This is a genomic window from Rothia amarae, assembly GCF_014705945.2.
GTDB lineage: Bacteria > Actinomycetota > Actinomycetes > Actinomycetales > Micrococcaceae > Rothia > Rothia amarae.
In genome coordinates, this window is sequence record NZ_CP061538.1 from 538869 (window position 1) to 551569 (window position 12701).

At 52.8% G+C, this 12701-nt stretch carries 13 protein-coding genes; 10 read left to right on the forward strand and 3 right to left on the reverse strand.

What is annotated here, in order from left to right:
• The first annotated feature begins 31 nt into the window (after positions 1 to 31).
• The 4 genes from IDM48_RS02545 (at position 32) to IDM48_RS02560 (ending at position 3682) form a co-directional block, all read left to right on the forward strand.
• Positions 32 to 1117 (forward strand): NADH:flavin oxidoreductase/NADH oxidase, encoded by a 1086-nt coding sequence (locus IDM48_RS02545; protein WP_190617919.1) that lies wholly within the window; start codon positions 32 to 34, stop codon positions 1115 to 1117.
• 122 nt (positions 1118 to 1239) lie between these two features.
• Positions 1240 to 2262 carry an NADP-dependent oxidoreductase gene (locus tag IDM48_RS02550; RefSeq protein WP_190617921.1) on the forward strand — a complete coding sequence of 341 codons (1023 nt, stop codon included), beginning with the start codon at positions 1240 to 1242 and terminating at the stop codon, positions 2260 to 2262.
• A gap of 22 nt (positions 2263 to 2284) precedes the next feature.
• Entirely contained in the window at positions 2285 to 3184 is a 900-nt protein-coding gene (trhO, locus tag IDM48_RS02555) for an oxygen-dependent tRNA uridine(34) hydroxylase TrhO (RefSeq protein WP_190617923.1), read from the forward strand.
• Positions 3185 to 3199: 15 nt separating this feature from the next.
• Positions 3200 to 3682 (forward strand): GyrI-like domain-containing protein, encoded by a 483-nt coding sequence (locus tag IDM48_RS02560; RefSeq protein ID WP_145176426.1) that lies wholly within the window; start codon positions 3200 to 3202, stop codon positions 3680 to 3682.
• A 97-nt stretch (positions 3683 to 3779) separates the two neighbouring features.
• Here IDM48_RS02560 and IDM48_RS02565 read toward each other — a convergent pair whose 3' ends face one another.
• Positions 3780 to 3932 carry a hypothetical protein gene (locus IDM48_RS02565; RefSeq protein ID WP_158004401.1) on the reverse strand — a complete coding sequence of 51 codons (153 nt, stop codon included), beginning with the start codon at positions 3930 to 3932 and terminating at the stop codon, positions 3780 to 3782.
• Between the two features lie 315 nt (positions 3933 to 4247).
• On the opposite strand from IDM48_RS02565, the gene IDM48_RS02570 reads away from it, so the two are divergent.
• Positions 4248 to 4787, forward strand: a complete 540-nt coding sequence (locus tag IDM48_RS02570) for a GNAT family N-acetyltransferase (RefSeq protein WP_190617925.1) — start codon at positions 4248 to 4250, stop codon at positions 4785 to 4787.
• Positions 4788 to 4816: 29 nt separating this feature from the next.
• On the opposite strand, the gene IDM48_RS02575 is transcribed toward IDM48_RS02570, so the two are convergent.
• Complete coding sequence (locus tag IDM48_RS02575; protein ID WP_145176423.1) at positions 4817 to 5263, reverse strand: pyrimidine dimer DNA glycosylase/endonuclease V; 447 nt, start codon at positions 5261 to 5263, stop codon at positions 4817 to 4819.
• Complete coding sequence (locus IDM48_RS02580; RefSeq protein WP_190617926.1) at positions 5263 to 5541, reverse strand: GNAT family N-acetyltransferase; 279 nt, start codon at positions 5539 to 5541, stop codon at positions 5263 to 5265. The genes IDM48_RS02575 and IDM48_RS02580 overlap by 1 nt, the downstream gene beginning before the upstream one ends.
• Before the next feature lie 78 nt (positions 5542 to 5619).
• Here IDM48_RS02580 and IDM48_RS02585 point away from each other — a divergent pair, with 78 nt between their 5' ends.
• The 5 genes from IDM48_RS02585 (at position 5620) to proC (ending at position 12629) form a co-directional block, all read left to right on the forward strand.
• Entirely contained in the window at positions 5620 to 7269 is a 1650-nt protein-coding gene (locus IDM48_RS02585; protein WP_190617928.1) for a DUF7059 domain-containing protein, read from the forward strand.
• A 10-nt stretch (positions 7270 to 7279) separates the two neighbouring features.
• Positions 7280 to 7693 (forward strand): pyridoxamine 5'-phosphate oxidase family protein, encoded by a 414-nt coding sequence (locus IDM48_RS02590; RefSeq protein WP_068170661.1) that lies wholly within the window; start codon positions 7280 to 7282, stop codon positions 7691 to 7693.
• 327 nt (positions 7694 to 8020) lie between these two features.
• Complete coding sequence (topA, locus tag IDM48_RS02595) at positions 8021 to 10858, forward strand: type I DNA topoisomerase (RefSeq protein ID WP_068170664.1); 2838 nt, start codon at positions 8021 to 8023, stop codon at positions 10856 to 10858.
• Between the two features lie 114 nt (positions 10859 to 10972).
• Positions 10973 to 11770: a sugar phosphate isomerase/epimerase family protein gene (locus IDM48_RS02600; RefSeq protein ID WP_190617930.1), complete on the forward strand. Its 798-nt coding sequence runs from the start codon at positions 10973 to 10975 to the stop codon at positions 11768 to 11770.
• 10 nt (positions 11771 to 11780) lie between these two features.
• The gene (gene proC, locus IDM48_RS02605) at positions 11781 to 12629 is read left to right on the forward strand and encodes a pyrroline-5-carboxylate reductase (protein ID WP_151145365.1); all 849 of its coding nucleotides are present in this window, start codon (positions 11781 to 11783) and stop codon (positions 12627 to 12629) included.
• Positions 12630 to 12701: the final 72 nt, after the last annotated feature.

Here is a 12701-nt window from a genome sequence, read left to right on the forward strand (position 1 = left end):
ACCATATTCACTGTGAAAGGTGTCTTTTTCCATGGCTTCTCAGCTTTTTGAACCCATCACATTGCGCGATGTGCAGTTTCGTAATCGCCTCTGGGTTCCGCCCATGTGCCAGTATTCGGCGCTCAATAAAGATGGTGTGCCCACTTCTTGGCATGAAGTTCATTATGCTTCAATGGCGCGCGGTGGAGCAGGCGCCATCGTGGTGGAAATGACCAACGTGGAACCGGAAGGGCGTATTAGCCCGCACTGTCTAGGCTTGTGGAATGACGAGCAGAAAGAGGCATTTGTTCCCATTGTTCAGGGCATCAAAGCCGCTGGTGCCCGAGCTGGAATCCAGATTGGTCACGCGGGGCGAAAAGCTTCCACCCACCCCGAATGGGGTACCGACGGTTCGGGATTGCTGGCAGAAGATGAAGGCGGCTGGCCTACAGTGGGGCCTTCAGCAGTGGCTTTTCCCGGCCTTAAAGATCCAGAGGAACTGGACACCGAAAACATCAAGCGGCTCGTGAAAGCCTACGGCGATGCCGCCGCGCGTGCGGTCGACGCTGGTTTTGAGTTCCTCGAAATTCACGGCGCACACGGTTATCTTCTCACCGAGTTTCTCTCGCCGCTGTCAAATGAGAGAACCGATGAATATGGTGGCTCTTTAGAAAATCGCGCTCGCTTTCTGCTCCAAGTAGCCGATGCTATGCGCCAGCGGATGCCTGAGGGCATGCCGCTTCTCGCTCGTCTTTCGGCAACAGAGTGGGTCGACGGCGGCATTACAGTCGATGAAACCGTGCAGGTAGCACGCTGGCTCAAAGAGCACGGGGTGGACATGATTGATGTTTCTACCGGCGGAAATTACCCTGCCAAGATTTCGGTTTTCCCGGGATACCAGGTGCCGGCGGCAACGCGCATCAAGAATGAAGCCGATATTCCTGTTAGCGCTGTAGGAATGATTAATGAGCCGCGTACAGCAGAATTTTTGGTCAGTAGCGGTCAGGCAGATGTCATCATGAACGGTCGAGAAATCCTGCGTGATCATGCTTATCCGCTACACGCGGCAGCAGAGCTCAAAGCAGAAATCGATTACGTGCCCCCGCAGTATCAGAGGGCTTACAGAACCCGCCGATAATTTCGCGCTCTCTACCACCACCGGGCGTAGGCCGAACCCTTTGCGGTTTACTGTGCCTGGCGGTGGGGGTGGCTCTTTTAACATCGTGGAATAAGGCGGGAACGAGTCGTGTTGTACTTGCTATGACTGAACATCTTCACACCAGCACCCAGATTCAACTCGTCCAGCGCCCTCAGGGCATTCCCACCGAACATGATTTCCATATTCAGCGCGTAGAACTGTCGCCCTTGAATGAGGGTGAGGTACGCGTACGCAATGAATTCATTTCCTTTGACCCTTATATGCGCGGACGTATGAACGATTCGAAATCCTACATCCCACCCTTTCCTCTAGGGGAGACCATGACGGGTTCGGCGGTAGGGCGCGTCATCGAAAGTCGTGCCGAGGGGTTCTCTGAAGGTGATTTGGTTACCCACTTTATGGGGTGGCGTGATATCGCTCAGGGGAGTGCCGAAGAATTTACCGCAGTACCCGAGTTGGGGGATAAGCCGGTCTCGGCGTACTTGGGTGTTTTGGGGCTTACCGGCATGACTGCTTTTGCCGGGCTTACTAAAGTGGCTCAGATGAAAGATGGTGATACCGTCTTCGTCTCTGGTGCCGCAGGAGCTGTGGGTTCCATTGTGGGGCAGATTGCCCGCCATCGCGGTGCCCGCGCCGTCATCGGGTCGGCAGGCTCAGCAGAGAAAACAGCGCTTTTGACTGAACGCTACGGGTTTACCCACGCCATCAATTACAAAGAAGCGCCCATCCTCGAGCAGCTTGCGGAGGTAGCTCCCGAAGGCATCGACGTCTACTTCGATAACGTCGGAGGTGACCATCTCGAAGCAGCCCTAGCGCACCTGAACCGTTATGGACGCGCCGCCCTGTGTGGAGCAATCTCGGTGTACAACGCAGAGGACCCCCTATCACTACAGGGTCCGCGCTTCATGACCAACATCGTTACCCGATCCCTCACCCTGCAGGGCTTCGTTTTGCAGGACTACCTCCAGTACGCCGATGAATTCCGCGCCGAGATCGCCCCGCTGGTTATGGACGGAACTATCAAGGACGACGAAACGGTAGTCGAAGGTCTCGACCAGGCCATTGAGGCCTTCCTTGGACTTTTCGAAGGAAAGAACACCGGCAAGATGGTCGTCCGCATTTAGAGCAAAGACTAGAATGGTAACCGTGGCTCAAGAACGAATTATCCTGTATTACTGCTTTGCTCCTATCACCGACCCCACCGCCGTCATGCTCTGGCAGCGTGCTTTGTGCGAAAAATTGGGTCTGACAGGGCGAATTCTTATTTCCAAACATGGAATCAACGGCACTCTCGGTGGCGACGTCAACGCCCTCAAACAGTACGGCAAAACTACCCGCCAGTACCCCGGCTTTGGCAAATTGGAACTCAAGTGGTCCGACGGCGGTTCGGCTGACTTCCCCAAACTGTCGGTGCGTGCCCGCGATGAAATCGTGGCGTTTGGTGCCCCGGATGAGTTGAAGGTGGATGAAAACGGCGTGGTCGGCGGTGGCATCCATTTGAAGCCCGAAGAGGTGAACAAGCTGGTTGAAGAGCGCGATGACGTGGTCTTCTTTGATGGTCGCAACGCCTACGAGGCAAAAATCGGTAAATTCAAGAACGCAATTGTTCCCGACGTCAACACCACCCACGATTTCATCAAGGAAATCGAATCAGGTAAGTATGACGATTTGAAGGACAAACCCGTTATTACGTACTGCACCGGTGGTATCCGCTGTGAAATTCTTTCGGCGCTGATGAAGAACCGCGGGTTCAAAGAGGTTTATCAGATTGACGGCGGCATCGTTCGCTACGGCGAGAAGTATGGGGATTCGGGGCTCTGGGAAGGTTCTCTCTATATTTTCGATAAGCGCATGACGATGAATTTCTCTCCCGATACTCTCACTATTGGCGAGTGTGAGCACTGTGGTGCCCCGGCGAATAAGTTTGAAAACCTTGATGATATGGGCGGGCGCGCGCTAGTTTTGCTGTGCGATAGCTGCATTGAGAAATCTCAGGCTAAGCGTGAGGCAATGCAGAGCGACCCAGAACCTGTTCAGACTCAGTAAACGCAGTAGGAGTTTATGGAAACCGCGCTCATTGAATACGGTACGTTTCTGGTAGCGGGTAAGACGATCCAAGCTACCCCGCAGAGCGATTTTGCGCAGGTGTGGCAGGATTTATTCACCCAGTTAAGCCCGGAACAGGTTCAGGCTTGTGAGAAGTTGCAGGCGGTGGGCGTGATGATGCCCGACGCCGACGACACCGGTTTCACCTATACCGCTGGTTTTATGGTGAAGGGTATCGCTGAAGTTTCTGCGTTAGGACTTACCGGTGTGGTGGTGCCTGCAGCAATGTATGCCACAGTGCTCGTGCAGGGAGCCGTACCCGATTGCATTAAGCCCGGTTTCGAGTATCTTCACTCGGAGTTTATTCCTGCCAAGGGGGCTGAGCCCACGGGTGTCAATCTTGAGGTGTATGGGCCGGGTAATCGTGAGTCTGAGGATTATCGGATGTATCTGTGGAGTGCAGTGTCCGGACTTGAGGTTCAACCACATCGCGCCTAATGCTTTGTTAAACAGCTGTGACCGTGTATCCCTAAACACACGGTCACAGTCATTTAAAGGTGCCTAAAAGTGACTTCAGAAGGTAGATGCGGAGCAACTAAGCGTTCTTTGCGGATTGGAGGTCCGCTTGGAGCTTGTTAAGGATTTCTTCGACTATCTCGGGGGAGACAGGAGAAGTACCATTTGCAAGCCGCGCCTGCCAGTCAGCAATTGACTTTTCAATGTTTTCAATATTCTGAGCATCTGCCATAAGGTCAGTCTACTGGATAATTTGCTGTTATTACTAGTCGGTAATGAAAATTACGGCGGAAGGAATAAATTTTTTTTACCGCATGCAGTCATACCTCTATCTTTTAGATTGAGCACCCCTGGTCCGGAAAAATATGCTTCTGACAAGCCATAACGCAACTTGGTAAGAATTTGAAATATTGAGCAGAGGGAGTATTGATGCATATAAATATTGCTGCGCTCTATTTTTATTATATTTTCGGGTTTTACCCAGACTAGGAGAAAATGATGGAGAAACCTGATAGACGGGGGCGGAACGCTCTGTTAGTTTGTGCTCATGGATTACTTCATTCGCGATGCTCAGGTCCAAGACGCGCGGGCATTAGCTGAGATTTATACGTTGGGGTGGCAGTTTGCTTATGAGGGGCTGATGCCCCAGAACTACCTGGATTCCTTAGAGATAGAGGCTCGGGTACCATTTTGGGAAGAAACACTTTTAATCGCTCCTGCTCAAAGAAAATCGACACGTCGAGTTGCACTAGATAGCGAAGGAGCTGTTCTGGGAGTAGTCAGTTTTGGAGCTGATCGTGAAGGCAACGTTGAAAGAGGGGAGATCTATACGCTCTATGCGCGCCCATCGAAGATTGGACAAGGCATAGGGTTTGCCCTCCTCGCACATGCGTTAGGAGCACTGACGGAGCAGGGGGTTGAATCAGTCATTTTATGGGTTCTTGAGGGAAATGAACGGGCGATGAGTTTTTATGAAAGCCAGGGATTTAGACTGACGGGACGAGTCCGCGAGGAGCCGTTGGGCGACGTCGTCCTTAAAGATTTGCAGATGCTGAGGCATCTTGGGTCTGTAGCGGTGGAAGATTAAATCTCCCCTGAACTATAAGCGCAGGAAAGCTAAATGTCTTTCACTTTCTCCCACGGTTCAATACCGCCGGGAACGATGAAGAAAAGCGGGTGAAGCGCTGGTTTCTCTAGTCCGTGAAGATGCTCAGCAAACCACTTTTCATCCCGCTTTTCGACTTTCTGCATCAAAAAAGCAAGCTCGTACTCTGCTTGCCCCACGGTTACGGGAATGAGAGGCTTTTCAAGCTGCGCAATGCCCGCAATCTTTGAACGGTCAAAATGGTAGTCACGTGAGTCTGCTTCGTCGCACAGACCGTGAAGGTAGCTGGCGATAGCCTCTAAAGGGTTCGACGTCGTGCGAAAGCGGTGAAGCTGGGGATGGTTGGTGTAGCCTCGCGTGAGCCCCTGGAGCACTTTTTGGGCAAGGAGGGTTTCGCGCCAGCACGCAACCAGCCCCTTCGAATCCAAGAGCGACGGGTGGATTGACCAGATACGCATTATGACATCTCCTGAGGGTGAGTGGAATAAAGAGTGTGCGTCAGAAGCACAAGTTTAAAATCGCTCAGATAAGCAAAACCCGCCACCGCATCATGCTCATCTACTGCCACCATGACCGGATAGCCCTGTGCCTGTAAACCCTCCCACCAGCGTGTCTGATCTTCTACCGTGAGCGGTTCGAGATCGTAGCTGGCAGTAGTTCCTACGCCACTCTCGTTGTAGATGGCGTTAATAGCAGGTATGTCTTTTTCGTTGGCGTGGCGAAGTGAAAGGCTCATAAATGCAAGGCTAGCAGGGGAGTGTTTCAGCGGTGTTACTCTTCCAAAACGAATGGGCGACTGTGCCACAATAAGACTGTGACTATCTCTGATTTTTCTCATGTTCCAGGCGCACCCCAAAGTACTGATTTGCCCGCTCTTCAGCAATTCGCTGAAGGTTTACGGGCCGCTAATTATTCTCAAGAAGCGATTGCTACCCTCTTAGGCGATGGCGCCTATGCGGCTTTACAGCGCGATCAGATAGTGCCCGCACAACTACAGATAGAGAAACTCACCGCTTCCACAGATTTATCTGAGCAAGAGGACGCGCTTGCCTTGATTGTTTCTTTCTTTCTGCTGGGAAACCCACTGACAGCATCCGAGCTTGACCAGGCACTGAACAGCAACTCAGGAAACGCTGTAGCGCTACTGCGCTCCTTAGGTGTTGCCGAGCCAAATATTGCAGAGACAGCCGAACCAACTTTCCGCGCTTCGGTAGATATACGCCCTCATTCAGCAGACGACGGCGTCGACATCTGGGTGGCTTCAGACCTTCCAGCTCACATCCGCCGTGGTATCTTGCGCAAGGACCACGTTCTGGGAATCGGACATGCGTCGAGAAATCTTGCTCAATTCATCGAACGTCAGGCTACGAGGCGAGCACTTGATTTGGGAACCGGCTGTGGAATTCAGACCTTTCACTTGCTGAGCCACTGCGAACACGTCACTGCCACAGATATATCCGAGCGGGCTTTGGGGTTTACCGCTTTTAACCTTTTACTCAACGCTTCGGCATTGGGGATCGACCCCCAGCAGCAGGACGAGCGAGTCACCCTCAAGCTGGGATCCTTACTAGAGCCCGTGCAGGGAGAAAAATTCGATCTAGTAGTGTCCAACCCTCCCTTCGTTATTACCCCGCGTTGTGAAGGAGAAGACGCCACATCCCAATTTACCTATCGCGATGGCGGCATGGCAGGAGACCAAATTGTTTCTACTTTAGTTCGCCAGCTCGGAACTGTACTTAACGACGGCGGAACCGCGCAGATGCTGGGTAACTGGGAAATCCCCGGCGATTCTGAGGGACAAAAAGAGTGGGATGAACGCCCCCGCCAGTGGGTCGGCGACTCCATGGAAGCATGGTTTATTCAGCGTGAAGAGCTCACCCCTGAGCAGTATGCCGAAACCTGGTTGCGAGATTCGAGTGAAACCGCAGATAGGGCTGCCTTTGAGGCGTCTTACCGTCGGTACCTGCTTGATTTTTCTGCACGCTCGGTCAGTGCGATCGGATTTGGCATGATTTGGCTACGCCGCCCCGCAAAGGACACTACCGAGCCCTTATTGCGCCGGTTCGAGGAAATCACTTACCCCATCCAGCAGCCCTTGGGGCCGTTTATGACCGAAGCAATCGACCTATTCGATTCTTCAGCTCACCTCAGCGATGAGGAACTTCTTTCCCTTCATCTCATGGTGGCGCCCGACGTCACCGAAGAACGACATACCGAACCAGGCGCTGAACATCCCGGTGTAATTTTGCTGCGCGAAGGAGCAGGTCTGCGTCGAACTATCTTGGAGTCAACGGCGACTGCCGGCTTCGTTTCCGCCTGCGACGGCGAACTTTCGGTGGGGCAAATCGTCGGCGCTTTAGAAGCACTCCTAGGGTGGGACGGCGATTCCGAGCGGCAGGAACTCTTAGGTCACATTCGTGAGTTGATCCTCAAAGGTTTCCTGAGAATAGATGCGGGGAACTAGACTAACTTCCATGGTAGACCCAACACCGAACGACCATCCGCTCACCGATCTCAACGAAGAGACCTGCTGGGCGCTTCTCAACGCGCACAGCATCGGTAGACTCGCTCTGCGGTCGGGAAACAAGATAGATATTCTGACCGTGAAATACGCCGTGTATCAAGGACGTATCTATTTTCAGTCCAAAGCGGGTGAAAATTTTAGCTCTATTGTGGTGAGCCGCCAGGTTGCTTTTGAGATTGATGAGGCACGTAGCGATACCGTGAAATCGGTGATTGTACACGGAACTGCCGAATGGCATTTTCATGAGATGCCGATTAATCCTGCTGTGCTGGATGACGTGCGGATAGACAGCGGGGAGAACATGAATTGGGTGGTAGTGACACCGGAATCTATATCGGGGCGAGAGCTCAGAATCCTCGGTTAGTGTTACGGTTTTGTTGAGATCTATTCAATATATGAGGAGCCAGGCAAGCACAGCACTAAGGTGAACTGGCTGGGTCTGGCATGAATCACCTAGTGAGCGCCAGCGAACTCGGTGAGAAGGTTAGTTCACCGGTGCTGTGCTTGCCTGGGGACTGAGGACACTTTTGAATAGCCTCAGTTACATCAACGGGTGAGGTTCAACTTGCGGTGCAGAGTTCTTTGAATGTTGTGACCGCCCTGGAGCTATCTACCCACCCACTCAACTTTTGCCAGTCAATGTGCGCTATTGTTGAGCAATATATACCAGAGACCATTTTCAAGGAGCGCTGTGCCCACCACTGCCAAGGCCACTGCAAACCACGGTAAATCCCTACTCATCGTAGAGTCGCCGTCTAAGGTGAAGACTATTAGCGGCTACCTCGGTGATGCCTTTGAGGTTGAATCCTCAATGGGTCATATCCGCGATCTTCCCCAGCCCTCAGAATTACCTGAAGAGTTGAAGAAGTCGCCGGTGGGCAAGTTTGCGGTTGATTTGGAAGATAACTTTGAACCCTACTATCAGGTGAATCCTGATAAAAAGAAGAAAGTTACCGAACTGAAGCGCAAGCTGAAAGAGGCAGACGCCCTCTATCTGGCAACCGATGGGGACCGCGAAGGCGAAGCTATTGCGTGGCATCTTTTGCAGGTGCTCAAGCCCAAGGTTCCTGTGTATCGTTTGACGTTCCCAGAAATTACTCGTGAAGCTGTAGAGCGTGCTTTCGGTGAATTACGTGATATCGATCAGGACTTAGTGGACGCGCAGGAAACCCGCCGTGTGCTTGATCGTCTCTATGGATATGAGCTTTCACCAGTGCTGTGGCGTAAGGTATCCCGCGGTCTTTCGGCAGGTCGTGTACAGTCTGTTGCAACTCGTTTGGTGGTTGAGCGCGAGCGCGAGCGTATGGCTTTCCGATCGGCTAATTACTGGGATTTGACCGGTACATTCTCTACGGCAAAGCAGGAAGAATTCACCGCTAAACTCTCGGCGATAGACGGCGCTCGCGTGGCAACGGGTAAGGATTTTGGCGACGACGGCGTGCTTAAGGCGGCGTCCAAAGCTAAGGTGGCTCATCTCGATGAGGCGAATGCGCACTCTCTTGCAGAGGCTCTGAAGGATTCGACTTTTGCCGTTCGCTCGGTTGAAACCAAGCCTTATACCCGCCGTCCAGCGGCTCCTTTTACCACTTCTACTTTGCAACAGGAAGCTGCTCGCAAGCTACGTTTTTCTTCCCGTTCTACGATGCAGGTAGCTCAGCGCCTGTATGAAAACGGCTATATCACCTATATGCGTACCGACTCGGTGGCGCTCTCTACCCAGGCGATTAATGCGGCTCGTACACAGGCGAATGAGCTGTACGGTGCTGAATTTGTGCCGAGTTCACCTCGCAACTATGCATCGAAGTCGAAAAATGCTCAGGAAGCCCACGAAGCAATCCGCCCCGCAGGTGATTCCTTCCGCACTCCGAGCCAGGTGAAGAGCGCGCTGAGCCCTGATGAGTTCCGTCTCTACGAGCTTATTTGGAAGCGCACCGTTGCATCCCAAATGGCAGATGCCAAGGGTTCGACCGCTTCTATCAAACTGGGTGCCCAGGCATCCGATGGTCGCGACGCCGAATTCTCAGCGTCCGGCACCGTGATCACCTTCCGAGGTTTCCTTGCAGCTTATGAAGAAGGACGCGACGCCACTCGGGCAGAATCCAAAACCGAAGAGGTAAAGGGTGAGAAGCGCCTTCCTCAGCTGGCAGAAAAGGATGCCCTGAGCGCATCCGATATTCAGGCTGTAGGGCATGACACTACAGCACCTCCTCGCTACACCGAAGCTTCTTTGGTGAAGGCACTCGACGAGCTTGGGATTGGTCGCCCCTCGACCTATGCAGCCACGATTTCTACCATCATGGATCGCGGTTACGTCAACAACCGCTCAGGTTCGCTGGTTCCTTCCTGGACGGCGTTCTCTGTGGTTCGCCTGCTCGAAGAGCACTTCAACCGCTATGTAGACTACGAATTCACCGCAGCGATGGAAGAAGACCTCGACCGTATTGCCCGGGGCGAGGAAAATCGTCCTCATTGGCTGGGGGAGTTCTACTTTGGTGGAGAAGACAAAAAGGGTCTCAAGCCTATCGTCGATAACTTGGGAGATATTGACGCGCGTGCCATTAACTCCATTGAGATCGCAGACGGCATTACCCTGCGCGTAGGCAAATTCGGCCCTTACCTTGAAATGGGCGGCGAAATTAATACTGAGACCGGTGAAATTACCGATCCCATCCGCGCTAACGTTCCATCCGATATGGCTCCCGATGAACTCACCGCTGAAAAAGCAGCTGAACTCATCGAAAAGGGTAAATCAGACGGGCGGGAGCTCGGTGTAGACCCGGAGACCGGCCGAACTATCGTCGCCAGGGATGGCCGATACGGCCCGTACGTCACCGAAGTAATCCCCGAGATGAGCGAAGAAGACATCCAGAAGTGGATGGATGAGCAGCCCACCGAGTACTACAAGAACGGGCGGGCTAAACCGAAGAAGAAGCCCAAGCCTGAAAAGCCCCGCACAGGTTCACTGTTCAAGTCGATGGACCTTGCCACGGTAACTCTGGAAGATGCTCTCAAGTTGATGAACCTTCCCCGCGTTCTGGGGCAGGACGAAGAGGGCAACGATATTACCGTGCAGAACGGTCGTTTTGGTCCTTACCTGAAAAAGGGCACCGATTCGCGTTCGCTGGGTTCTGAAGAAGAGATTTTCACTATCACGTTGGAGCAGGCGAAAGAAATTTATTCTCAGCCTAAACAGCGTGGTCGTGGCACTGCTAAGCCACCTCTGGCTGAGCTGGGCGTTGACCCGGTTTCTGAGAAAAAGATCGTGATTAAGGACGGCCGCTTTGGTCCCTACATCACCGACGGCGTCACCAACATTACGGTTCCCCGCAGCGAAACTATAGAGTCGGTAACGCACGAACGCGCGGTAGAGCTTCTGGCAGAAAAACGTGCTAAGGGTCCGGTCAAACGCAAAACGACAGCAAAGAAAGCCCCTGCCAAGAAGGCTCCAGCTAAGAAGACAGCAACAAAGAAACCCGCTGCCAAAAAGGCGCCGGCGAAAAAAGCTCCGGCGAAGAAAACTGCTGAATAATTAGTTTTCTTCTGTCAGTATCAAGCACCCTTCCTTTTCAGGAAGGGTGCTTACACTTTTAACGGATAGTGTTAATGTGCAGTTACGCTGATGCAAATCGCCAAGGAGACCACGATGGATAGTACGCAGAATCATCAAATAGAGGTAGCGCTTTCTACGTCGTGCCTCTTTCCGCCTAGCGTTCCCGAGACCTTTTCGACGGCGGTCGATTTAGGGTATGACAGCGTGGAAGTCATGATTACCGGAAACGCACTTTCCCAAGAACCCCACGATCTCTTGGAGCTAGTGCAAAAGTTTCAGATTCCTATCTCTGCCATCCACGCGCCTACTCTTCTGCTTACCCAGCAGGTGTGGGGTCGTGCCTGGAACAAGATGCAGATGGCAGCGAAAATGACCAATGATGTGGGCGCGAACGTCATTGTTGCTCACCCACCTTTCCGCTGGCAAAAAGCGTATGCCAAGAACTTCGTGGAGGGCGTCCGCGAAATTTCGCAGGCAGAGGGCGTCAAGATCGCTGTGGAGAATATGTACCCGTGGAGTGCTGCTGGGCAGGAAGTAGAAATGTATGCCCCTCACTGGGATCCTACGCGGTTTGACTATGACTGGATGACGTGGGATTTCTCCCATGCTGCCGCAGCCAGGGTAGATTCGTTAGAATTCGTGAAGAAAATTGGAGACCGCCTAGGGCACGTGCATCTGACAGATGGTAGTGGGGACAAGGTCATGGACGAGCACCTCATGCCCGGATACGGGTCGCAGCCGGTAGCTGAGACCCTCGAATATTTGGCAGAGAAGAAGTGGAACGGCGTCGTCTGCGCTGAAATCTCAACCAAGGGTAAGAGCGCAGCTCTTCGAGATGAAATGTTGTATGAGACTTTGCAGTTTGCACACCGCCACTTGGGCAGATCATAAAGGAGAGATGATGAGCGAGAAAATTGTAACTTTTATTGGTACTGGCTCCATGAATGGAGCCATTGCATCAGGGCTGTTAGCTAGTGGCTTTCATGCCCAGAACGTGCGTGCTACCGTCCACAGCGCCAAAAGCGCTCAGGAGCTTCCAGAGAAGCTGGGAGAAGAAGCAGAAGGGGTAGAGGTCTTTTCCTCTGAGGTGTCCGCAGATGCCAACCAGAAAGCTGTTCAAGGCGCTGCGGCAGTCTTGCTTGGAGTGAAGCCCTATGACATCCTGGATGTCCTTGAATCTCTCAAAGACGCGCTGGATGAGGAAACCGTGGTGATTTCCGTTGCCGCGGGCGTTTCACTGGATTCCCTCCAAAAAGCGGCAGGGAAAAAACAACCTGTCATTCGCTGCATGCCTAATACTCCCGCGCGCGTAGGCAAAGGTGCCCTTGCATATTCTGCAGGTTCAACCGTCACCGCTGAGCAACGCAAACTGGCAGAGGAAATCCTCGGAGCAGTCGGAATGGTTTTCCAGGTAGAAGAAGAACAGATGGATGCCGTCACCGCCCTCTCTGGCTCGGGTCCCGCCTACGCCTTCCTGCTAGCAGAATGCATGAAGAAAGCAGGTATGGAACTGGGGATTGACGAAGAACTGGCTAAAAATCTCGCCTCAACCACCGTGGCAGGCGCAGGAGCACTTCTAGAAAAAGACCCTAATCCTGAGGATCTCCGCAAAGCTGTTACCAGCCCAGGTGGAACCACAGAACAAGCTATTAAGGCTTTTCAGGAGGGCGGTATCGAAGAGCTTACGTTGCGTGCCATGACAGCCAACGCGCAGAAATCTGCCGAGATGAGCCAGGAATATAACAAGTAACTTGCTAACTAGGCACAGCAACGGGAAACTAACCTTCTCACCTGAATTCGCTGGCGCTCATTGAGGTGATTC